At 59.4% G+C, this 23,512-nt stretch carries 20 protein-coding genes and 1 tRNA gene; 7 read left to right on the top strand and 14 right to left on the bottom strand.

Features of this window, described 5'->3' with window-relative positions; genetic code table 11:
* Positions 1-285: 285 nt before the first annotated feature.
* Together BEQ56_12535 and BEQ56_12540 are read right to left on the bottom strand one after the other, a co-directional pair.
* Entirely contained in the window at positions 286-579 is a 294-nt protein-coding gene (locus tag BEQ56_12535) for a hypothetical protein (GenBank protein ID AOH44228.1), read from the bottom strand.
* A gap of 1 nt (position 580) precedes the next feature.
* Entirely contained in the window at positions 581-1,237 is a 657-nt protein-coding gene (locus BEQ56_12540) for a hypothetical protein (GenBank protein AOH44229.1), read from the bottom strand.
* 100 nt (positions 1,238-1,337) lie between these two features.
* On the opposite strand from BEQ56_12540, the gene BEQ56_12545 reads away from it, so the two are divergent.
* Both BEQ56_12545 and BEQ56_12550 read left to right on the top strand, forming a co-directional pair.
* Positions 1,338-2,528: a hypothetical protein gene (locus BEQ56_12545; protein AOH44230.1), complete on the top strand. Its 1,191-nt coding sequence runs from the start codon at positions 1,338-1,340 to the stop codon at positions 2,526-2,528.
* 32 nt (positions 2,529-2,560) lie between these two features.
* Entirely contained in the window at positions 2,561-5,164 is a 2,604-nt protein-coding gene (locus tag BEQ56_12550) for a hypothetical protein (GenBank protein ID AOH44231.1), read from the top strand.
* Here BEQ56_12550 and BEQ56_12555 read toward each other — a convergent pair.
* The 5 genes from BEQ56_12555 to BEQ56_12575 form a co-directional block, all read right to left on the bottom strand.
* Entirely contained in the window at positions 5,158-5,820 is a 663-nt protein-coding gene (locus BEQ56_12555; protein AOH44544.1) for a hypothetical protein, read from the bottom strand. The genes BEQ56_12550 and BEQ56_12555 overlap by 7 nt on opposite strands.
* A gap of 168 nt (positions 5,821-5,988) precedes the next feature.
* Positions 5,989-6,531, bottom strand: a complete 543-nt coding sequence (locus BEQ56_12560) for a hypothetical protein (protein AOH44232.1) — start codon at positions 6,529-6,531, stop codon at positions 5,989-5,991.
* A 4-nt stretch (positions 6,532-6,535) separates the two neighbouring features.
* The gene (locus BEQ56_12565) at positions 6,536-6,778 is read right to left on the bottom strand and encodes a hypothetical protein (protein ID AOH44233.1); all 243 of its coding nucleotides are present in this window, start codon (positions 6,776-6,778) and stop codon (positions 6,536-6,538) included.
* 13 nt (positions 6,779-6,791) lie between these two features.
* Complete coding sequence (locus tag BEQ56_12570) at positions 6,792-7,982, bottom strand: hypothetical protein (GenBank protein AOH44234.1); 1,191 nt, start codon at positions 7,980-7,982, stop codon at positions 6,792-6,794.
* A gap of 115 nt (positions 7,983-8,097) precedes the next feature.
* Positions 8,098-8,640, bottom strand: coding sequence for a hypothetical protein (locus BEQ56_12575; GenBank protein AOH44235.1), 543 nt, complete (start codon positions 8,638-8,640; stop codon positions 8,098-8,100).
* 123 nt (positions 8,641-8,763) lie between these two features.
* Between BEQ56_12575 and BEQ56_12580 the strand changes: the two genes are divergently transcribed.
* A tRNA-Gln gene (locus tag BEQ56_12580) sits at positions 8,764-8,834 on the top strand.
* Between the two features lie 80 nt (positions 8,835-8,914).
* Here BEQ56_12580 and BEQ56_12585 read toward each other — a convergent pair.
* Positions 8,915-12,094, bottom strand: coding sequence for an isoleucine--tRNA ligase (locus BEQ56_12585; protein ID AOH44236.1), 3,180 nt, complete (start codon positions 12,092-12,094; stop codon positions 8,915-8,917).
* Positions 12,095-12,465: 371 nt separating this feature from the next.
* On the opposite strand from BEQ56_12585, the gene BEQ56_12590 reads away from it, so the two are divergent.
* From BEQ56_12590 to BEQ56_12605, 4 genes are read left to right on the top strand one after another with little or no spacing between them, the layout of a single operon-like run.
* Complete coding sequence (locus BEQ56_12590; GenBank protein AOH44237.1) at positions 12,466-13,680, top strand: exodeoxyribonuclease VII large subunit; 1,215 nt, start codon at positions 12,466-12,468, stop codon at positions 13,678-13,680.
* 55 nt (positions 13,681-13,735) lie between these two features.
* Entirely contained in the window at positions 13,736-13,987 is a 252-nt protein-coding gene (locus BEQ56_12595; GenBank protein AOH44545.1) for an exodeoxyribonuclease VII small subunit, read from the top strand.
* The gene (locus tag BEQ56_12600) at positions 13,984-14,442 is read left to right on the top strand and encodes a hypothetical protein (GenBank protein ID AOH44238.1); all 459 of its coding nucleotides are present in this window, start codon (positions 13,984-13,986) and stop codon (positions 14,440-14,442) included. The genes BEQ56_12595 and BEQ56_12600 overlap by 4 nt, the downstream gene beginning before the upstream one ends.
* Before the next feature lie 2 nt (positions 14,443-14,444).
* Positions 14,445-15,452, top strand: a complete 1,008-nt coding sequence (locus BEQ56_12605) for a hypothetical protein (GenBank protein AOH44239.1) — start codon at positions 14,445-14,447, stop codon at positions 15,450-15,452.
* Positions 15,453-15,489: 37 nt separating this feature from the next.
* Here the strand turns inward: BEQ56_12605 and BEQ56_12610 are convergent, their stop codons facing one another.
* From BEQ56_12610 to BEQ56_12635, 6 genes are all read right to left on the bottom strand, one after another.
* Positions 15,490-16,302: a hypothetical protein gene (locus tag BEQ56_12610; GenBank protein ID AOH44240.1), complete on the bottom strand. Its 813-nt coding sequence runs from the start codon at positions 16,300-16,302 to the stop codon at positions 15,490-15,492.
* 133 nt (positions 16,303-16,435) lie between these two features.
* Positions 16,436-17,596, bottom strand: coding sequence for a hypothetical protein (locus BEQ56_12615; protein ID AOH44241.1), 1,161 nt, complete (start codon positions 17,594-17,596; stop codon positions 16,436-16,438).
* Positions 17,580-19,721, bottom strand: a complete 2,142-nt coding sequence (locus BEQ56_12620; protein ID AOH44242.1) for a hypothetical protein — start codon at positions 19,719-19,721, stop codon at positions 17,580-17,582. Before BEQ56_12620 ends, BEQ56_12615 begins: the two co-directional genes overlap by 17 nt.
* Complete coding sequence (locus BEQ56_12625; protein AOH44243.1) at positions 19,718-21,292, bottom strand: hypothetical protein; 1,575 nt, start codon at positions 21,290-21,292, stop codon at positions 19,718-19,720. The genes BEQ56_12620 and BEQ56_12625 overlap by 4 nt, the downstream gene beginning before the upstream one ends.
* Before the next feature lie 19 nt (positions 21,293-21,311).
* Positions 21,312-22,244 carry a hypothetical protein gene (locus BEQ56_12630; protein ID AOH44244.1) on the bottom strand — a complete coding sequence of 311 codons (933 nt, stop codon included), beginning with the start codon at positions 22,242-22,244 and terminating at the stop codon, positions 21,312-21,314.
* A gap of 7 nt (positions 22,245-22,251) precedes the next feature.
* Complete coding sequence (locus BEQ56_12635; protein AOH44546.1) at positions 22,252-23,436, bottom strand: polysaccharide biosynthesis protein; 1,185 nt, start codon at positions 23,434-23,436, stop codon at positions 22,252-22,254.
* Positions 23,437-23,512 lie beyond the last annotated feature (76 nt).

Raw genomic sequence — 23,512 nt, forward strand, 5'->3', positions numbered from 1 at the left:
ATTTCAACATATCGCCGGCCGCTCTGCGCGGCCCTGTACAAGATTGTCAGCATGGGCTTCGCTGCATCATCTTGCTCACAGATCAGTCAACCGCGCCCGTCTCGCCAGTGGAATTTTTGTCGCGCCCGGAGTTCGCCGGTTCTTGACCCGTGATTAATCTGATCCGGCATCTATCGGATCAAACTGCTTCATTATAGCACAGCTTGTCCTGATTTCGTAAGGAAATACGAATAAAAATGTGAGATCCGCCTGAAAAAAATCAGTCAGCTGATTCAGGGAAACGAATTACCCTGTCAGGGCTCTGATTTTTCCGACCCATGCGCGGAAATGCGAACATTCCTGAAGAATTCGGTCGATTCCGATTCGTTCGGCTAAAACGATTCCATCCGCAACTTTTTTATACGCAGGGATCAGGGATTTTATTCGTTTCGAGGGCGCTGTATCGGGCGAATCGTCGATGAACTCCGGAGACGGATACGCGGTACGAATCGCCTGAATTCTTGAGACGGACGGAGAAAGAACCTGCTTTACAAACTGCTCTTCTGTTTGACCCTCGCAAAGGATATAAACGTTAACCATATCAAACGGGCTCAGCCGCAGGCCGGCCTCCGAGCAGGTTCATATTCCAAAGATCGCCCAGACTGTAATCGTCCTCCAGCCAGACTTTCAGAGATTCAGCAGGCAGACGCATCAACTCCGTCCCCCGTGAACCCCGGTTCGCGACAATAACGTCTTCAGCGTCGAACTCATTTAACAGGTCGACCGATTGCGTCGATACGATAAGCTGAGAATCGACAGCCGCAGATTGGATCAGATCTGAATTATTTCCAACGCCAATATTCCACCTGGATTCAAAATTTCCCCTTGCGATTTCGCTTTGCCAGTCTGCATTATAATAATATCCGAAAAACTCCTTATTGAAGACAAGACGGTTATCATCCGTAGGAACTAATTCGAAACCGTATGAATTCAGTCCGAAAAAGGCTTCAAAAAAAATTTGATCCGTAACCTTTCTTCCTTCGTAAAATAAGGAATTAACACCGCTTTGCGCTGCAAACAACTGAAGGCCCTTTGTCAAAACGCTTTGAAGAAACGAAAAAGCCGAAATAAAGTTGGATTTTCCCGATCCGTTCGCCCCAATCAAAACGTTAATATTCTTTAATTCAAGGTCACATTCCCGAATGGACTTATATCCGGAAATTTTAATGCGGCTGAGTTGATCTCTCTGCAATACCATAAAGCTTCTTCTTTCAAAGCAGGAAAACCCTGCTTCAACACTGTTTTTACTTGTTGACCTTTTTCATCATAACACAATAAACCCAACTATAATATCCTTCATGAAACCCGTCCGAAAACATCCAGATTCTCGCTTAACGATCCTGATCGCCGCGGTCGCCATATCCGCGCTCATCCTGATCACCCTTCCGTTTATGATCACGACCCCCAACGCCATCCCCGACCCGGTTCCGGCAGCGACAGCCGCACCCGAATCGCAGGCAGCAGCTTCCCCAACCGCCGCCCCGGAAGCCGTCCCCCCCACGGCAGAACCCAGCCCGACGCCGAAAACGGTCCCCGCGACCGAATATTTCCGCGCCAACGCGGATAAGGAAAGCTATCTCCGCTATATCCGCGAGCTTTCGGGCGACGTCGAAGTCACGATCGGCGGCGCGCCCGCCCGAATCATGACCCGCTACAGCTACGCCATGTTCACCGGGAAGGAGAACGCCAAAGGGTTCGAATACCTGATGCAGACAATCCGCCAATGGATCCCCGAGGAAAATATCCAGGTCGAACCGTTCCAGTACGTCGACGGTATGGGCGCGAACACGTGGCAGAATATCGTGCTGACGTTCCCGGGAAAATCGCTCCCGGAAGAGCAGGTCATCCTCTCGGCGCATTACGATTCCGTCGTCGTCTTCATGGGCGACGCGTTCGAAGCCGCTCCCGGCGCGAACGATAACGGGACCGGCGTCGCGTCGATCCTCGAGCTGCTGCCGCTTTTACCGAAAATGCAGTTTGAGCGGACGTTGAAGGTCATCTTTTTCAGCGGCGAGGAAAATTTTCAGGAGGGTTCCGCCGGTTATATCCAGCAGCACCTGGACGACAGGATCATCGGCGTGATCAATCTCGACATGTACGGAACCGACAAGGACGGAGACCGCTGTTTCGAAATGTACGTCGGGACGCTCGAAGGCTCGCTCGGCCTCGCCAACCTGATTATCGACGTCATCGGCCGCTACGGACTGAACCTGACCTATGACGTCCTGACGACGAACGCGTACGACAAAGCCGACCATCGCCCCTTTTGGGAACATAACGTTCCCGCCGTAACGCTGATGGAAAACTTTTTGACCGATGCGACGCTTTCCGGCGGCGGCTGCGTCGGGATCGATCGGACCGACTGCTGGCATTTACCCTGCGACACCTACGAAAAAATCAACGTCGATTACGCGTTTGACGTCGGGCTGGCGGGAATTTTCGCGGCGCTCGAGCTTTCCGGCGCGAACCCCGTCGCCGTTCCGGACTGACCCGAAGCCGCCAGAAAGCAGAAGGAAAGAAATTGAACGCAACCCTACGAAGACGTACCCTGCCCCTCCTTTCCGCGCTCCTCAGCGCGGCCGTCGCCGCCGCGCTTTTCGCGAAAACCGGCGTCTTTCCGTTCGGGAAGCTGACGCTGCTGATGAGCGATATGGATTCGATCTACGCTGAATTTCTCGCCGAGCTCCAGCGGGTCCTTCAGGGACGCGCCGATCCTTTTTACTCGTTCCATGCCGGGATCGGGCTGAACACGCTGGCAATTTTCGTTTTCTACCTTTCTTCGCCGTTCAACCTTCTCCTCGCGCTGGTCCCCGAAGCGTATCTCCTCGACGGAATCACGCTGATGACCCTGCTGAAAATCGCCGCCGCCGCGTTCCTGATGACCCGGTTCCTCGCGCGGACGGTCCCTGACGGCGAACGCGATGACTGGTCGCTGCTCCTCGGTATCTGTTACGCGCTTTGCGGCTACGCGATAAGCTATTCGTTCTCGCTGATCTGGCTCGACGGCTGGCTCCTTCTTCCGCTCGCCGCCGGATCGGTCGACGGGCTCGTCGAAAAGAATCGCTTCCTTCCGTTGACGCTGTCGCTGACGATCCTCTTTTTCTCCGGATTCTACGTCAGCTACATGGCGGGGCTGTTCCTCGGCGTCCGCTTCCTGGCGCGCCTGATCGAGCGAGAGCCCGCCCGTGCCAACGCCGGTCCGCCGACCGCCGGGTTGATCTTCAGGTTTATCGCCGCCGTTCTCCTGGCCGCCGCGATCAACATGGCGTTCATCCTGCCAACCGCGTACGTCCTCGCCAATAATATGGGCCTTTTCGGTCAGGCGCGGCCCGAATTCCGCGTCCTGTTCGACCTGATCGATTTACCCTGGAAGCTCTTTTCCGGCACGTTCGACGGCTATAAAGACGCGCTCCCGTTCCTGTACAGCGGGCTCCTCCCGCTCGTCTCCGCCGCGTTATTTTTCAGCTCCCCGCGCGTTCCCGAACGAAAGAAAGCCGTCGGGGCGTCGGTTCTCCTCCTCCTCGGGCTCAGCTTCCATTTAGCCCCGCTGAATTTCGCCTGGCACGCGTTCGACCATCCCTCATGGTTCCCGTTCCGTTACGCCTTTGTCTTTCCCTTCGCGCTGATCTGGCTCGCCGCTTCCGCGCTGAACGGACCGCGTCCGGACGAGTCCGACCGGGAATCAGGCCCGCTGGTCCGATGGGCGGCGCTCCTGATCGGTTACCTTGCGCTGATCTGGAAACTCGAACCCAACCGCGTCAGCCCGGCGTTTTTCTACCTGAACGCGGCGCTGATCGCGGTTTTCGCCGTCCTGATCCCGCTGAGCCGGAGATTCCCCGGCCGCCGCTGGCTCAGGGTCTGGCTGACGGTCCTCGTCATCGTCGATCTGAGCCTGAACGGATGGACCACGTTTTCCCGATACCAGCGCGAATACACGACGCGCGCCGATTATAAAAGCTTTCATGACCGTTTCGCCGCCGATATCGCGGAATATGGTCCGAAAAACGGCGCTTTCTACAGAATCGAAAAAACCGATGTCCGAACTTATAACGACGCCGCCGCGCTCGGTTATCCCGGAATCGGCCAGTTCAGCTCCGTTTCCTCGGTCGCGCAGACCGCGTTTCTCAAGAAACTCGGATACGATTGCTACGCGACCTGGTGTTCCTATCGTGCGGCGAACCCGTTCGCGGACAGCCTTCTGGGGATCCGTTACCTGCTGACCGGCGGGGCGGCCAACGCGCCCTATCGGGAGGTTTCCCCGACTGTCCATGAGAACCCCGACGCGTTCCCGCCCGCCTTCTTCGTCGACGCCGGCGCGTTCGCCGGCCCCTTCGCCGACGATCCGATCCAATTCCATCAGCAGCTCGCGCAGGCAATCGCGCCGGGATCGGCGCCCATCTACCGGCGGATCGAGCTCCCCGCCGGCGTCCCGGACAACCTGAGCCCTGACGAAGGCGACGGGACGGGACGCCGCTGGCTCCGTTCCGATCCGAATACGGAAGCGGAAATGCGCTATGAATTCCAGCTTCGGAAAGCCGGCGTCTACGTAGTTTACCTGCCGAACGTCAGCCTGAATTACACGGTCGCAATCGACGGCGAAATCACGCACACCGACCACGGGTCCTACGCGCCTTTCCTGACCACAATCGTCTCGGAGGCGAACGAGCCGCATTCAATCGCGTTCTCAATCGCCCGAACGGAAGATTATTACGACGACGTCCGCGTCTACCGGCTGAATCAGCGCGCGTTAGCGGGGATCGCCGGATCCGTCCGCGCAAACGCCCCTGGCTACCGCTACGACGGACGGCGAACGTTTACCTTTGAGATCAAGCCGGACGATTCGGGCGCGCGCGTGCTGATGACGACGATCCCGTATGACGCCGGCTGGCGCGCGACGCTCAGTGGAGAAGACGTGGCGACCGGGCCGATTCTTGGCGGACTGATGAGCGTGCGAATTGAAAATAAAAACGGCGGAACGCTGCGCCTGAGCTACGAACCGCCGCTGCTTTGGCTTGGAACGGTGATCAGCGTTTCCGGCCTGATCGTCCTGTTCGTCATCCTGATCATAAAATGGCTCCTGTCGCGGATCGCCGCGCGGAAAAAGCGCGCCGCCGCCGGCTATTGACGAACGGTGAGGACCTGTTCGCATTCCGCCAGATCGCGGTACAGCGTATCGAAATTCAGCTTCCCGTTAAACGCGACGTAGAGGATAACGTCCAGCTGGATCCCGCGCTTGATCCGCTGAATCTCGTAGCGGACGACCCGAACGCCATGATAGGAAAGGATCTTCTCAACCTCCTGGATCGCGCCGCTCTCGTCCTTGACGCGCAGCCCGATTGTTTCATGTCCCTTCACGCCGATCAGCGCGCCAAAACGCGATCCGAAAATCTGAATCGTCAGGATCAGGACCGTCGATAAAACGCCGATCCTGATCTGCCCTGAACCGAACGCCATCCCGAGACCGGCCGTCGCCCAGATTCCAGCCGCCGTCGTCAGCCCGCTGACCGACTGGTTGCGGACGAAAATCAAGCCTGCGCCCAGAAAACCGATCCCGCTGATAATCTGCGCGGCGACCCGGCTCGGATCGATCCCATAGCCCGGGAGATCCACCAAATCCGCAAAACCATATTTCGACGTAATCATCATCAAAGCGCTCGCCAGGCAAACCAGCATGTGCGTTCGGACGCCCGCTTCCTTATAGCGCCGGTCGCGCTCAAACCCGATCAGCCCGCCGCAGGCCGCCGCTAAGCAGATTCGGAAAAACCAATCGACATACAGCAAGGATGGCAACGTCCTGATATATTCCCAAATATTTTCCATGCGTTCGCTCCATTCCTAAAACAGGTTAGATTCCCCATTTTACACGGATTCAGCGAATTTTGGCGATTTTCAAAAAACTGATTTTCCGATCGCGCGTTGTCGCCGGCCGCGATCAAAGGCCGGCGGGACTTACGCCGCTCGGATCCGTCCCCGGGCTAACGTCAGCGCCGCGATCGTTTTCACGTCGTTCAGCTCGCCGTCCTCGGCGCGCCGGTACGCTTCCGCGATCGGGAGGGATACGAGATTCAAGAACTCGTCCTCGTCCTGCGGGAGCGGACTCTTCTTCAGACCCTGCGCCAGATAGACATGAATATACTCCGAACAGTACCCCGGCGTCATATAAAAGCCGCCGATCCGTTCGATCCGCTCCGCGTCATATCCGGTCTCCTCGCGGCATTCGCGCCGCGCCCCTTCGAGCGCGTCTTCGCTTCCGTCCGCGCCGTTCAGGATGCCCGCCGGCAATTCAAGAAGCGTGTCCTCCGCGCCCATGCGGAACTGCTCGACGAAAAGAATGCTGCCGTCCGCGGTAACCGGGACGATAACGACCGCCGGAACATGCGTAACCAGGTCGTAGCTCCGGACCTTCCCGTTCGGAAGCTCGACTTTAACCGAATACACGTCAAAAACATGCGCGGCGTATTTTTTTTCACGACCAATAATTTTCGTACCCATTCTCTTATTCTCCATCCTGAATAGATTTTTCTTCGACGTCCGCCGGCCCAGAATCCGAAGCCGAGGCGTTCATCCACGCGCGCAGCCTGAGCGCCGCGGCGTTGAACGGCGCTCGATTTCCGTTCGCTTCCCCGGCGATCTCGTCCGCCGGCTCCACACGCCAGAATTCGTTTTCCTCCGCTTCAATTATCATGCGGCGAAGCTCGTCTTCGTCCTGCCAGATATTTTTCGCGTCCTGCCCAGCCACAGCTTTCCTCCTCTTATTTCCAGCGGAATAAACTCGAACAGATATTTTTTACCACCGTTACGAATTTTTGCCAGGCATCGCTCTGCCTCAGCCTGACAAGCCGGTCGATCCAGCGTTTCTCGAATTCACGTCCGCCGAACCGACGGTCGCGGACCCATCCGCGAAGACTCGCCGCGGCGCGCTGCGCCCGGGTTTCCTTCTTCACCGCCGACCTGGATTTCACCCCGTTCCGCCCGGAGAGGGGCGAACTGGAACGAAGCAAGCCGGATTTCGCCGCGCCGCGCTTCCGCCGGTAATGCGTAATCGCCGCGCAGAGATGCGCCCCGCAGAGAACGATATACGCCATGACGTAAATATACAGCAGCAAAATAATAATCACGGTTACCGAGCCATAAACCGCGTCGTACTTATTAAACGGGCTGATCAGGAACGCCGAAAAAAACTTCGTAAAGAGCGTCAGAATCCCGATCGCGCTGAAAGAGCTGATCCGCGCCGCGGACCGGTCCACCTCCACCGCCGGAATATATCGGTACAGCATGTACAACACCAGATACAGCAGCAGGAACGGCAGAAAATAACGCGTCAGAAACGCAAAAATCCAGCGCACAACCGCGTAACGCAGGATCGGGATCATCCGCGCCCAGTCAAACAGGTCATTAATAAACGAAAAAATCAGGAGCGTCCCCAAAATCAGGATAGTGAACAGGATTCCCGTAATCGCCAGCGCGCGGTTCACGAGAAAGCCGCGCCCCTTCGACTCCGGCCAGGCGTTATGGACGTTTTGAATCATCGACGAAAACGCCCCCGATCCGGACCAGAGCAGCGTCAGCGCGGCGGTAATCGACGTCGTCGCCCGCTTCTCAAAAATTCCCTGAATATTTTCAACAATAATCGTATCGACACCCGGACCAATCGTCCCCAGCAGGTCAAGAATCAGTTCCTTTACCGCGGCGACATCGACAAAATACGAAAAGATCACAACCAGAAAAAGAACCAGCGGGAAAAGCGAAAATAAAGAATAATATGAGATCGCCGCCGCGGCCTGCGTCACGCCCGCGCGGCCGATCGACGTCGCCATGTCGACAACAACGGTTAAAAACGCGTCCTTCCGAACGGTCCCAAGATTGGATCGTTCGCTCCGCTCCGCTTTCTCGCCAGACGGTCGATTCGATTCAGGATCAACCGGCTTTTTATCCCCTGCCATTCTCGCCTTCTTCCATAAAATAAATTATATCGAAGAAATCAGCGTAAATCCGATTTTATCGCCCTCCGAAAACCCCCGGCGGCCTCCTCAGGACCGAAACGCCCCCGCGCCGCCGTCAGGAGTACTTTCCGGTTCGGATTTCCAGCCCGCGCTTTTCGTACCTCTTCAGGCCCGCCGTATTGAGCTTCGTCGTCCCCTGAACCAGGAGCGTTTTCAGCTTCGGCAGCTGCTGAACGTATTTTCCCCCTGCGCCCGAAACCCGGTTGCAGAAGCTTAAATCCAGCGTTTCCAGATTAACCAGCGCCGGCAGGAACTCCAGACCTTCGCTGTTCAGGTCGCAGGCGGAAAGATTCAGGTAGCGAAGCTGCGGCAGCGCGGCGATCGCGGCGGCGCCGCGGTTCGTAACGTTCCGGTTTTCCGCCAGGTAAAGATAGCGAAGCGCCGCAACCGGCGCCAGCTCGCGGGCCAGCAGGATCAGGTCCGCGTCTGTAAACCCCTGAGCCCGGACGCCGAGCGCCTCCCCGGCGTTGAGGCGAAAAATCCCCGGCCCCTGATCGAACGGCCGCCAATCGAGCCAGAAATCCGTCAGCGAATCCAGCGGACAGGTGAAAAGAGAAACCGGAAAACTCGTTTCGACGCGATACGTATGCTCTGCCATGCGTCGGATTATACATCGGATCGGACGAAAAAACGAACCGCGCCTGGCAAGGCGTCCCCTTCGCCCCTTTGCGGTTTCGCGAAAACCTGTGATATAATGCAGTGTCTTTCGAAAAGGCGTATTTGGGATATGGTGCAACGGCAGCACACCGGACTTTGAATCCGTGGATCCTGGTTCGAATCCAGGTATCCCAACTTCATCCAGACCATCCGGCAGCGTAACCGAAACGGGGTCCCCGCTCATAGGGACCCCGTTTTTTTGAATCGCCCCGCGTTCAGCCGTTTATGGCCCGGATCGCGATCGCCAGCGTCTCGCCGTCGAACGTATCCTCCGCCGTCGCCCAGCCTTCGGGAAGCTCGCCGCTCCCAATCGCGGCCGCCAGCGTCTCGTTCGCGATATAGCTTTCGTTCTCGCCGACCGCAGCGGTCAGCTCGGCCGACGCCCGGTAGCGAATTTCGATCCGATCGGCAACCTCAAAATTCGCCCCCTTCCGAAGATCCTGAACGCGGCGGATAAACTCGCGCGCCAGTCCCTCGCGGATCAGCTCCGGCGTCAGCGACGTGACCAGCGCAGCGATATTCGAGCCTTCCGAAGCGACGACGAACCCCTCGTGCGCGTTGGCGCGGACGTCGACCTCGTCCGGCTGGATTTCGAGCGCCGAACCGTCGACCGTGACCTGGACCCTGCCGCCTTCGAGGAGCGTCCTCCCAGCCGTCATCGGGTCTAATTTCAGGATCTCAGCCTTAATCGCCGGGAAACGCTTCCCGTATTTCTGTCCGAGCTGTTTCGGGAGCGGCGACAGCGTAAACGTCATCGCTTCCGCGGCTGCGTCAAGAAGGCGGACCTTTTTAACGTTCAGCTCCTCGGCCAGCACGTCGGCATACTTCGCGACGCACGGCCGCAGGTCGGCTTTTCCCACCGAAAAAGCGCATTCCGCCAACGGCTGACGCACCTTGATATTCGCCTTGTTGCGCGCGGCGTGTCCCAGCGACGCCAGATCGATCGCCAGCTTCATTTCCGCGTTCAACGTCTCGTCGATCAGGCTTTCTTCCGCCCTGGGCCAATCCGCCATATGCACCGACGGGACCGCGTCCGGATCCACCGAACAGACCAGATTCCGATACATTTCATCCGCAATAAACGGCATCGCCGGCGCGATCAGCTTCGCGATCGTCGCCAGCGCCCGGTACAGCGTCATATACGCCGCGTTTTTATCCGCGTCGGTTTCGCCCTTCCAGAAACGTCGGCGAGACCGACGAAGGTACCAGTTGGACAGCGTTTCAACGAACGCCGAAATCGGCCGCGTCGCCGCGTTAACGTCGTAGCGCTCATACGCATCCGTGATATCGCGGACAAGCGCGTTCAGCGACGACAGGATCCAACGATCGAGCTCGCTCGGAACGAACGGGACCGTCGCGTCCGGCTTCCAGCCGTCTAAATTCGCATACAACACAAAAAACGAATACGTATTCCAAAGCTGCAGCGTAAACATCCGCAAAACTTCGTTAACGAGATTCGCGGAAAATCGCCGTTCCTGACCCATCGGGCTCGAAGTAAACAAATACCAGCGGATCGCGTCGACGCCGTTCATCGCGATCACGTCCCACGGATTGACGATATTCCCTAATCGCTTCGACATCTTCTGACCCTTCTCGTCAAGAATCAGGCCGAGGCAGATCACATTCCTGAACGCGATCGAATTCTTATACAGCGTGCTGATCGCGTGGAGCGAATAGAACCAGCCGCGCGTCTGATCGATCGCTTCGCTGATATAGTCCGCCGGGAACTGAGCTTCGAATTCAGAGACGTTCGACCGCGGGTAGCCCCACTGCGCATACGGCATCGCGCCCGAATCGAACCATACGTCGATCAGCTCGGAAACCCGGCGCATCGCCCCGCCACATTTTTCGCAACGGTACGTCACGTTGTCGACGTAGGGACGATGCAGCTCGATCGCGGAGCAGTCTTTCCCCGCCTTCGCGCTCAGCTCCTCGCGCGACCCGATACAGTCCTGATGACCGCAGGAATCGCAGACCCAGATCGGCAGCGGCGTTCCCCAGTAACGGTTCCGCCCCAGCGCCCAATCGATATTATTTTCGAGCCAGTTGCCGAAACGACCGTGCTGAATATGACCGGGGTACCAGTTGATTCCCTCGTTCAGCTCAACCAGCCGGTCCTTGAATTCGCTCGTCCGGATATACCAGGTCGGCCGCGCATAGTACAGGAGCGGCGTGTCGCAACGCCAGCAGAACGGGTACGAATGGCGGATTTTACCCTGACGGAAGAGAATCCCGCGCGCTTCGAGATCCCTGAGGATCAGCGGATCGGCCTTTTTAACGAAAACCCCCGCCCAGGGCGTGACTTCCGGGATGAACGTCCCGTCCGCCGCGACCGTCTGGATCAACGGGATACCGTTCGCCTTCGCGACCTCCATGTCCTCCGCGCCGAACGCCGGCGCCGTATGGACGAGGCCGGTCCCGTCTTCGGTCGTGACGTACTCGCCCAAAATAACCCGATGCGCCGGCTTTTCCGGTTTGACGAAGTCGAAAATCGGAACGTAGCGGAGCCCGGCGAGGTCCCGCCCTTTACAGCGTTCAAGAACCGTCACTTCCTCGTCGCCGAATACCTTCGCGACCAGCGGCTCGGCTAAAATCAGCTTTTCCTTCCCCACTTCGCAGCCGCCGTCCGCGCCATGCCGATGCACCTTGCGTTCGACCTTAACGTAATCGACGTCCGGATGCGCGGCGATCGCGACGTTGGCGGTCAGCGTCCAGGGCGTCGTCGTCCAGACCAGAAACGACGTATCGTCCGAATCGACGAGCCGGAAGCGGATAAAAATCGACGGATCGTCGGTATCCTTATATCCCTGCGCGACCTCATGATCCGCCAGAGGCGTTCCGCAGCGCGGGCAGTACGGGACGACCTTGAACCCCTGATAGAGAAGGCCTCGGTCGAAGAAATTCTTCAGGATCGCCCATTCCGATTCAATAAACTCGTCTTTATACGTCACGTACGCCGTATCCAGATCGACCCAGTAGCCGATCCGCTCGGTCAGCCGCGCCCAATCCTGGATATAGGTAAACGCAGACTCCTTGCAAAGCGCGTTGAATTTATCGATCCCGTAATCCTCGATCTGCTGTTTATTCGTGAAACCGAGCTTCTTTTCAACCTCGATCTCGACCGGGAGCCCATGCGTATCCCAGCCCCCGCGCCGAATAATATGGCAGCCCTGCATCGTCCGGTAACGCAGGACGACATCCTTCACCGAACGGGAAATAACGTGATGCACGCCCGGCTTCCCGTTCGCCGTCGGCGGGCCTTCGTAAAAGACGTACTCCCGTCCGCCCTTTCGATTTTCGGTCGATCGCCTGAAGATATCTTCGTCCTTCCAGAACTTTAAGATCCCTTCTTCCATTTCATTGACGTTAAGTTTCGGTGAAACGGGTTTAAACATCCTTTATCCTCCGGTTTCAAAAAATAAAAATCCGCCCCCAAAGGGACGGGAAATTTCCGCGCGGTACCACCCTTTGTCCCATGCCGTTTCCGGCACGGACGCTCAAGACCCATTAACGGGGGTCAACCGGTTCCCCTACTGGCTATTCGCGTTCGGTTCGTCGCTGGGAAACGATTTTCACCGTGAGCCCCGCCCGGCTTTCACCATCCCCGGGTCGCTGATACGGGCGCTGCATGGGTACTCTTTTCCGTTGTCGCGTATGAGCTTCAAAAAATCAGTTTATTTAACCATGTTTTTCGCGATCGGTCAAAAAAAGAGGTTTTAAGTGATGACCGAAGCGATAAAAATGTCCCTCGTGATATACTACTCCCATGTTCAAGACGTTCTCCGCAATAAGCGCGCCGGTTGCGCTTTCCGTCTCCGCCGTCAATCGGCAGGTAAAGCAGCTCCTGGAAAGCGACCCGATTCTGGAAGACCTGAGCGTTGAAGGCGAAATCTCCAACCTTTCGCGGCCCGCTTCGGGACATATCTATTTCACCCTCAAGGACGCGGCCAGCGCGCTGAAATGCGTGATGTGGAAGACGGCGGCGGCCCGCTATCAAAACGTTTTTAAAGAAGGCGCGTCGATTATTGCGACCGGGAGGATCGGCGTCTACGAACCGTCCGGCGTTTATCAGCTCTACGCGGAGAAGGCCGAAAAAGTCGGCGCGGGGAAACGCTACGAAGAATTTCTGGCGCTGAAAGAGAAACTCGACCGCGAGGGGCTTTTCGCGCCGGAGAGGAAACGGCCGCTCCCGCGATTTCCGCGGACGATCGGGATCGTGACGTCTTCCGGCGGCGCCGCGCTTCAGGATATCCTGAAGACGCTCGAAAAACGCCGCTGCACCGCAAGAGTTCTTCTCTCCCCTTCCTCAGTCCAGGGGATCGAAGCGCCCGCCGAACTCGTCGCCGCCTTCCGCCGTCTCGTGACCTGTCGCCCCGATGTCATCCTGATCGGGCGCGGCGGGGGCTCCGCCGAGGATCTTTGGGCGTTTAACGACGAAACGCTCGTCCGCGTAATCGCTTCGTCCCCGATCCCGGTCATCTCCGGCATCGGGCATGAAATCGATTTCACGCTCGTCGATTTCGCCGCCGATTTCCGCGCCCCGACCCCGACCGCGGCGGCGGTCAGCGCGACGGCTGACGGGAACGAACTCCTCTTAACGCTGGACCGTTCGGTCGAACGCATGCGCCGGCGCTGCGAAGGGACGCTGAGAGAGGATCTGGACGCTCTGACCGCGCTTCGCTCGCGCTTATCGCGGACCTCGCCGGAGGCGGTCCTCGCGCGGCGGACGGAAACGCTGGACGCGCTCCGAAACCGGCTCGACCTTCAGGCGCGTCAACGGACCGCGGACGCGGGAAACCGCCTGACCGCGCTCCGGCTCCAGCTGGACGCGCTGAGCCCGACCGCGGTCCTGAAACGTGGGTACGCGATCGTAACCGACAGCGAAGAACGTCCGATCGCGCGCCAGCGCCAACTGACCGCCGACCAGTCCGTCCGCCTGATTTTCCAGGATGGGGTTCGAGAAGCGCGGATTACCGATTAGAATAAAGGAAAATTTAACGTTAGAACAGGCGGATAACGGAAAAAGAACGGAAAGAATGATGAAGAAGACCGAAGATCAGCCCGTCCCTTTCGACGAAGCGATCGCCCAGCTGGAGAAGATCGTCCAGAAATTAGAATCGGAACAGCTCCCGTTAGAGGACCTGCTCACGCTGTACCAGCAGGGCGCCGCGCTCGCGGATCAATGCGCGCTGCGGCTGAACGAAGCCAGAGTACGGATGGAAACGATTCATTCCGCCGCGGCCGACGCCGGTTCCGAACCTGAAACGCAGCCGGAAAATCGATCTTGAAACAGGCGGCGGATTTTTTTACCAACCCGGCGATTATCGCGGCTTTTTTCAGCTGGTTCGTCGCGCAGGCGCTAAAACCGGTAGTGAATTTTTGTATCGAACGGCGCTGGAACTGGTTCCTCGTTTTTCAAAGCGGCGGCATGCCCAGTTCGCATTCCGCGCTCGTGACCTCCGTCGCCGCGACCATCGGCATCTGGCAGGGGTTCAACTCCCCAACGTTCGGCGTCGCTGTCGCCCTCGTCCTGATCGTCACCTATGACGCGTCGCATGTCCGCTGGCAGGCGGGGCTCCAGGCTCAGAAAATCAACCAGCTCATCCGCGACTTTTTCACGGGGCAGCAGATCGACGACGAGCTGCTGAAAGAGGTCCTCGGCCATACCCCGCGTCAGGTCTACGCCGGCGCGCTGCTGGGAATCGTCATCGCGATTCTCGTTTGCAGAAGCTTCGGCCTGTAACGATGCGCCGCTGGGTCCGTATCCTGACCGCCGCCATGGCCCTCCTCCTTTCCGGACTGACCGGCGGCTGCCTCATGCGCCATTCGCCGGAAGCGCTCCCAACCGCGGAGCCCGAAGCAAGCGCGGTCAGCGCGGAAGATTTCGTTCCGATGATCCTGACCGGGACCGCCGCGGCGATTCCTGAAGCGACCGAGATCGAACCGACCCCAATTCCCAGCGAAACGCCGGTTCCCACGGCGGTTCCGACCCTGAGCGCCGCGCAATGGCGCGACTGGGACGTTATCCCGGGCTCGGTCAGCCCGAAAATGAAAGAACTTTACGCCGCCGGAATCGAGGCCGGAAATGACCCCGACCGATTCAGTAAGGTCGGCGACAGCAACACGGTTTCGCCGGCGTTTTTCGCCTGTTTCGATTTCAGCGAAACGTACGATCTCGGTCCGTATACCTCGCTCGCCGCGACGGTCGAGCGGTTCCGCTGGTCCTGGTCCCGGCTTTCGCGCGCGGCCGAAAACGGAAAAACCGCGCTCGACCTCGACATGTACCACTGGTACGACGACGATATCTGCTGGCCTTACGAATCGGCGACGACCTGCGAATACCGCCTGTGGCAGCCGTCCATCGCGATCATCGCGCTCGGGACGAACGACGTTTTCATGAAAGTCAGCGACTTCGATCAGCACCTGCGCTCGCTCGTCGAGAAATCGATCGACCGCTTCATGATCGTTCCGATCCTCGTGACCAAGGCCGACGAGCTCGACGCTGACGGCGCGTTTAATCAGGCGATCGCACAGGTCGCGCTCGATTACGAGCTGCCGCTCTGGAACCTGTGGCGCGCGATGAACCCGCTCCCGAACCACGGACTGCGCGAAGACGGGGTCCATCCGACCGTGAACGCGACGTCCGCCTGCGACTTCAGCGGCGGCGACCTCGATACCTATGGTTGGACAGTTCGGAACCTGACCGGGCTTCAGGCGCTTGACAGCGTCTCCGATTCTTTATCGCAGCCATAGACAATTTTATACTGACAAGATCGGGGAGAGCGTCGATTCACGGCTTGAAAGAGACGCAGGCCGTTTTTCCACGCATCGGAATCTTCACCCTGCCGCGCTCGTCCGCGTACCCTTCCGAAAGAATCAACGCGCGGATCGTCGCGGCGTCAGCGGCAGCGTCAAAACGGGCCCGAATCACGGAAACCGCCGCGTCGATCGAATCAAACCTGCGGACATGACCCGTCTCGCGGCTCTCAAAACAGACGTCGGCGAGAATCCCCATCTCAAACAGCGCAGCGTACAGCAGCGGAAAATCCATCCCTGAATACGGCGCCTCCGGCCGGATCCGGGCCGCCAGCCGCGCGTAAAAGTCGTCCGCGTAAGGCGCGCTGATCGCAAGCACGACCCGCCGCCGCGTCCGCTCGCGCAGCACCGCAATCGCCCCGGCAAGATCGTCCCACTCGTACATCGCGTGCGAACAGAAGGAAAGATCATACCGTTCCGCGCCTCGCTCCGGCCAGCGTCCATCGACAATCCGGATCCGCTTCGCGGCCGCCGGATCAGCCTCGATATTTTTCCGCATGACCGCGCGCATACCGGCGGACGGTTCGAGCGCGGTCACGTCCGCGCCCATCCGGGCGAAAAATAAAGACCACTGCCCGGTTCCCGCGCCAATATCCAGGACCGACCCAATCGATCGCCCGGCGAAAAGCCGGACAAGATAATCACGCGTTTCGTCGTCCCCCTCCGCCCAGCGCTGATCGAATCGCCGGGAATAAGCTTCCGCTTTCTCAAGCCAATAATCGCCCTCGGCCGCCGCCGCGTGCCGCCGCGCGCGCGCGAACCGGTTCCATAGATCGACAGGATGCATTTTCATCCGGAATGACGGTCAATTCTCATAATGTCCCTTACAGGATTTCATAACAATCTCCCCAGCCACGATCTCGTAGACAAGACAGTTTGCATCATCAACCCTCCTGTTGTCCTTTTCAGCGCTCCCGAACTCAGCTATACGCATGCCGATCCGCCAGGATTTCTTCATAAAAAGCCAGATGCGCCCGGGCGATCGCTCCCCAGTTCAGTTCCTTCCGCGCGAATTCCGCGCCCGCTTTCCCCAGCCGCGCGCGCAGCTCCGCGTCGGTCATCAGCCGCTCCAGCGCGTCTCGGAAAGCGCCGGCGTTATTCGGTTCAACAAGCAGCCCGGTTTCCCCATCGCGGATCAGATCGGGAATTCCCCCGACCGCCGTCGCTGCGATCGCTTTTTCGAACGGGAACGCCGTCGGAATCACGCCGCTCTGCGTCGCCGATAAATACGGAAGCGCCACGATCGCCGCACGGCGCATCAGTCCCCCCACCTCCTCGTCGCTGACAAAGCGGTTGATCAGCTCGATCCGCGGCGCGTTGAGCCGCTCGCCCAGCCCGGAGACGTCCCCACCCCCGGCAATGACCAGTTTCCAATCCGGGTACCGCGGCGCCAGCTCCGCCCAGGCGTCCAGCAGGATCGGCAGCCCCTTATACGGCTCGATCCGCCCGAAGAATAAAATCTCTTTCCGCTCGCCCTCGCGCGCCGCGTCAGCGTCAGCGTCAGCGTCAGCGTCAGCGTCAGCGTCAGCGTCAGCGTCACGGAAAAAATCGTAAACGCCATGCGGAATGACGCGGACCTTCGCCGCCGGCTTTCCCGCCGCGATAAGCTCCCGTTTCGCTTCCGCGGTCAGAACGACGAACCCGTCCGGCATCCGCCGGAAAATCGCCTCGGTCAGCCGGAAATATCCGGGCGTTCCCGCGTGATGGATCACGTCATGAACCGTATAAACGATCGGGATCCCGCGTTTCTGAAGCGCCGAACCCAGCGCCGGATTCCATTCCTGCGCGCCGGTTACATGCGCCAGGTCGGGACAGAAGTTCTCGATTGCCGACTGGATCGCCCGGCGCGTCGACGGCGCGAAGAGTCTCCCGACCGTTCCCAGGCTCCCGACACCCGTATCGACAAAATAATGACGTACGCCGCGCTGCACGGCGATCCGGGCGCGATGATCCGCGCTCTCCGCCGTCAGCGATCCGACCGTACAGACGCCAGCCAGCCCCTCGATCAGGCTGTCATGAAAATGCAGCATGCCACCGCGCCGCGCCAGCGAAATGCAGAGCACCTTAATTCCCGATTTCATCCTCACCCATTCCTTCCAAAAATCCGCAGTCCAGCCCGGCACGGGCCGCCGCGATTGCCGCACCCGCCGCGTCTGAAGCTTCAGCGTTTCGCTCGATCCGCGCCCACAGCGCGCATAGCGGATCGTTCATGACCGGCGTCACCGCCAACGCCGCCGCCGACTGCGCCGCCGCGTCGTCCCATCTCCCCTGCATCGCGTACCCTTCGATAAATGGGAAGCGCTCGATCGGATCGTTCGGGTAATCCGAGCCAGAAAAAGCCGCGTCGCCAAGTTCTGCGACCGCCGCCCAGTCGCGGCGCTGACGCGCTAAATCGGCCCGCTCGTAATACCAGCACCAGCCCTTCACCGCCGGTTCTGCCCCGAAAATCGTCGGATCCAGCGTCTTCGCCTCGGCCTCGGTAAGAATCCGCGCTTCATTCGTGAGAAGCGCCGCCGTGCGGTCGATCTCTCCGACCGTCTGATTAAAGATATCGACTTCCGGGTCGAGAACGCGGACGCAGCCGGGCGCGCGATAGTAAACGCTGACCGTGTCCGACGTATTGCCGGCGAAGCGCGCGGTCAGGTATTCCTGCTCGATTCGTTTTCCCGGAGCGAAATCCGAAAGCGTCCGCGTCCGCTTCGTATTCGTGTACATCATATACCCCATCCGCCCCGGTTCGGAAAGCGCCGGATCAGCGTAAATCCAGTTCAACGGCGCAGTCAGCGAATTATCCGTGCTGAACCGGATCGGAAGCGTATTCGTGACGATCGTCGTATTCGGCGCGAGCGCCGGGATCCGCCAGCTCAGCTGACGAAAGAAATCCTTCGTCAGCGTCCAATCGCGCCGGTATTCGACGGCGTTGAGAAAATGGAATCCCGTCGCGAGACCGAAAACGACCGCCGCGAAAAGAAGTCCCAGAGCACCGCCGATCCGCGTCCGCCAAAGCCCCAGCGCGTCCGTCAGGAGCGCGGCGCCGCCCAAAGCCAGCGCCATTCCCGGCAGGAACGGAAGCGTAAAGCGGGAATTCGGGAAAATCAACGAAAGATGCGACCCCGTCAGCCAGAACGGCTGCCCCCCCAGAAGAAGGAGCGCCAGCCCGACGGCGATTGCCGCCAGCGCCATGGAAACGGACCGCTTCTCCGACCTGCGTTCCCCGCGCAGCGCCAGCGCGAAGAACACGCCCGTCGCAAGCGTCGACCCGACGACGGTCAGCCAGTAGATCAGCGCGGTCCGTTCTCCCACCACCGCCGGATCCGGAAATTGAAAGACCTCCGTCCAGGCCGCGCCTGCGACCTTGGCAAGGTCGGCGAAAACCGACCCGAAGTAGGAGAGAACCGCCGCGACCGGATCAACCCTGAATTGCGCGACGAGATCGAATTCGTAGTGAAGCGTCTGCGTCCGGTTAAAAAAAAGCCGGTAGATCAGGGCCATCCCAAACACAGCCGCATACGGGAGCCAGGCGCGTAAAACACGGGCAAAACGTTCGCGCCGCTCGGATGCCCGGCTGCGATCGGCGCGATCCTCCGAAAGCGCGATCCAGAACAGAACCGGCCGGATCAGCTCCAGCAGGAAAAAATACTCCGACGCGAATAAATTCACCGCCGACAGCAGCAGCGCCGCCGCCGTCCCGATCCAGCCCCGGCCTTCGCCGCGCAGCGCCCGAATCGACAGCAGCAGCGAAACGAACAGCATCGCCATCAGCAGGTAAGAGAAACCGAAATTGATTCCAATCGGGAGCATCGTGAATCCCGGATATGAAAAAAAAAGCAGCGCCGCGAACGGAACGATCCAGCTTCCCGTCCAAAGCGTCCGGAGGAGCGCGGCGAAAACGAGCGTGCAGCATATGCGCATAAGCTGAGCGTAGAGCTGAATCCGGATCGGATCGCCGCCGGTCAGCAGGATCGCAAGATTATGGAGCTGGCCCGCGAGCGGACGGCTGAAGCTGAAATGACGGAGGAGTCCCGCGTATCCGACCGCGAGCCGAGTCCAGATAAACGCCCAGTCGTCCCAGTAAATCCCTGATTTCAGAATCGACGTCCCGTAAGACAGCGCCGATAACAGCGCCAGCAGCAGCGCAAACCCAACGCTCCCGGAACGGGGCCGGCTGGTTATTTTCTCCCGTAAGGATAAGATGAACCGTTTCATCGCGGGAACCGCCGATTCAGACCCTTCGGGTATTCGAGGATCAGGTAGTCGTCGAATCGCTTTTCACGAATCGGAGGACCAAAGAAATTCCGGACCGTCTCCGCGCTCATGAACATGCTGGGCTGATTAAGGTTGACGACGATGAAATTGGCGTTCGGATCGTCGTACCAGTCGGTCCGATTGAACCAGAGATATGGCCGGATCGTTTTCCCCGCACCCTCTTCGGCGCTCAGCGCGCGCAGCGCAACGCGGTTCCGCGAGCTGACAACCGTCTGCGACGCGGTCCAGAAATCGCCGTAGCCGCTCGTGTACCCGGATTCATATAAAAAAGTTGCGAGCCGGTCCTGCGGCGCGATAACGCGCCGTGTCGAAGGAAGCCGGAACGTCAGCGCAACGATCAGCGCGCAGCCAGCGATCGCCAGCGTCCGGAAGCTGACGGCGCCGCGAAGCTTCCGCGAGAAAAAATCGGAGCGAAACGCCGCGCGAAGGATCAGGACCGCGAACGCGTACGGGAAAAAAGCGTAATACCGCAGCGTATTCTCCATATTCAGCGAAAAGCCGCCCGCCGCGACCCACGCCCCATGACAGACGATCGCCAACGATAAAATCGCTGAAAAGAAACCCAGCGTCCACTCGCGCCGGAAAAACCGCACAAGGTTCCATCCAAGAATCCCGGCGCCAATCAGAAAGACACAGAGCTTCAGGATAACCGCCGCCGACCCGGGAGAAAAAATCGCCGTCTCGCCCGCCGACGCGCCGAAAAGCTTCATGCAGCCAAAGACAAAATTCCGGGCATACTCGAGAATCACCGTTTCCCCTGCCCATTTCGCCAGTCCGACGCGGCTGTTCAGCGGCGTATTCCCCGCCGCGAGATAAAGCCTTTCGATCAGCTTCCCCGCCGCGGCCGCCGCAGCCGTCAACCCCATCAGCCAACCGTCGCGGCGCGCCGGAGCGTCCTCCCCGAGAGCCGTCCAGCCCAGAAAAACCAGAACCGGAACCGCGAATAACGTCACGATAAACAGGTCGCTCGCCGCCGCCAGCGCCAGTAGCGCGAAATACAGCGCCGCCGCGCGCTTCGAAATCCGTTCCTCCCGTCGAAGCCGTTCCGCGAGCGCGATCAGCGGGAAAAACAGGATAAACACGCCGACATGCGCCCGCAGCGTTTTCAACAGCGGCAGCGTCGGGATCCCGGTCAGCGCCGTGTAGAAAAAAAACGAGATCCAGAACGAATCGCCCGATAATCCGCGGCGGAGGAGAAAAAAACCGGCGAAAAAAATCAGCGTCCCGCCCAGCGCAATCGCCAGAAGGACGGACGCCGTCGAAACGCCGAAAAGCGCCGCCCCGGGAAGATACAGCGGGAGCTCGGTAAACAGGAACGTCGCGCCGGTAAAATTCCAGCCGCGCAGCAGCACGTTCCCGGACAGAATGTCCGCCGCTTCGAGGTTCAGCGACGCCCAATCGGAATCGATCGGGATCGCGGAAAACGCGAAATAAAGGTAAAGAAAATAGACGGCCGCGAAAACCGCGAGAAACCCGCCGCGAACAATCTTCCTCTCAGATAAACGCTTCAAGCCTACCCTCGCTCCGTCCTCAGACGATAAAAAACCCCGACAGCAGGAAAACAGCGCAGACGAGAACCGACGCGCCCCAGATCATCTCCGCCGTCCGCTTCAGCTTATCAAACCGGTACAGCCGCACCCCTGCGACAAAATTCACCGCCCAGCAGACCCCCGACAGGATCGGCAGGATCATCGCGTTCCCCGCCGGGACCGGATCGTGCAGCGTTCCCTCCGCCGTCCAGCCAAACCGAACGAATTGCGCATGGTTCAGGCGGAACCCGAGCCATAACGCCAGCAGCGCGATCATCAGCAGCGACGCGGGAGCCGAAAACCGGGCGATCCGATTCTTGAACGACGCGACGAACCAATCCGCCGGGCGAACCGTCTGCCGCTCTGCTTCGGTCAGGATCCCCAGCTGGAGCATGCGCTCGTAAGCGGTCATGAACAGCGACGGGAGCCGCGGCGAAATCCCGTAAATCGTCGACGGCGTCCCAACAAACAGCATCGTTTTCAGGCTGGACGCCATGAACTCGACCTCGTCCCCATTGCCCAGCGTCACCTTCCCGGCGTAAGCGCCGGGCGTCGGTAAAAAAGGCCAGGGGATGTCCTGGTTCAGATCCGCCGGCGTCTTGATCCAGCTGATATCTGTCAACGGAATCGTCTCGCTGCGCAGCCCCCAGCGCAGCCGCAGGCTGTTCCGGGTCAGAACGTAGGAAGCGGTCGTCAGCGCGTACAGCCGGTACGCGAAAAACCCGATCGGTAAAAACAGCGATATCGCGACTAAAAACGACAGGAAAAACAACGGACCTGGCTGCTGCGCTGAAAAAAAGCTGAAACAGAACGCCATCGCCGCCAGGCAGACGCCTGAAAAAACAAGATTCAGCGCCCATCCTTCGAATAGCGCCGGACGAAAAAGCAGCCTGTCGCTTCGTTTTTTCGGTTTCGCCGCCGCGCCGCCAATCATCGCCGCCTCACCCGCCCTTTCGAAGGACCTGCCGCAGCGCAGCGCCGACCATCGCGACCTGTTCCCGCGTCATGACGCCGGAGAAAGGAATCGCCAGACCGCGCCGGCCTGAATCGACGGCGACCGGAAATCGTTCGGACGCATACCCGAACAGGCCGCGGATATAGGGCTGGTCCGTAATCGGGGCGAAATAAGGCCGAACCGGAATCCCCAGCGCGTTGAGCTGATGGATCGCGCGGTCGCGGTCGATCCCGCGAGCCAACCGGACGACGAAAACGAACCAGCTGTCCCGCGTCGTCGTCGCCGCTTTCGCCGGCAGCGTTATTTCATCCAGGTCCGCCAGCTCCTCGAAATACCAGCCGGCGACGCGTTCCCGATTCGCCAGCAGCGTTTCAATCCGGCTCATCTGCGCGGCGCCCAGCGCGGCGTTCAGCTCGCTCATCCGATAATTAAACCCCAGATACGTATGCTCCAGCCAGGTATCGCCCGGCGCGCGTCCCTGATTGCGCATGGCGCTCATTTTCATCGCCAGCTCGCCGTCGTTAGTAACGATCATGCCGCCTTCGCCGGTCGTCATCTGCTTATTCGGGTAAAACGCGAAAACGCCCGCCGCCCCTTCCAGCCCGGCTGGACGTCCCTTATATCCCGCGCCCAGCGCCTCGCAGGAGTCCTCGATCACCGATAATCCGGATTCTGCCGCAATCGTATTCAGCGCGTCATAGTCAGCGGGCTGCCCAAAAACATCGACCGCAAGGATCCCTTTCAGTTTCCCGTCCGCGCGATAACCGCGTTCCGGGAGCCATCGCGCCCGACGGCGTCCGCCCGCGTTAAAATCCGCCGCCGCTTCGGCGACCAGCGCCGGATCGATATTCCCGACCTGAGGATCGACGTCGACGAAAATCGGCGTGATCCGCTCGTAAAGAAGAACGTTCGTCGAGGCCACGAACGAAAACGGCGTCGTAATCACGAAATCCCCGTCGCTCCATCCGCAGGCGCGCACGGCCAGATGCAGCCCCGAGGTCCCCGAATTCACCGCAATCGCATGTTTCGCGCCGCAGAATTCCCGGATCGCCGCTTCAAAACGCAGCTGAAACGGCCCCATACTGAGCGCATTGCCGCGCATCACCTCGTTCACCGCCGCGCGTTCCGCCTCGCTGATATCCGGCGATGACATCGGCACTTCAAAATTCATGCGAAAATCCATCTGCGCAACTCCTGATTCCTCTCGATTTACGGACGCTTCCGCCGCTTTTCCGCTCGATTTTCTA

The sequence above is a fragment of the Anaerolineaceae bacterium oral taxon 439 genome (genome assembly GCA_001717545.1).
Classification (GTDB): Bacteria; Chloroflexota; Anaerolineae; order Anaerolineales; family Anaerolineaceae; genus Flexilinea.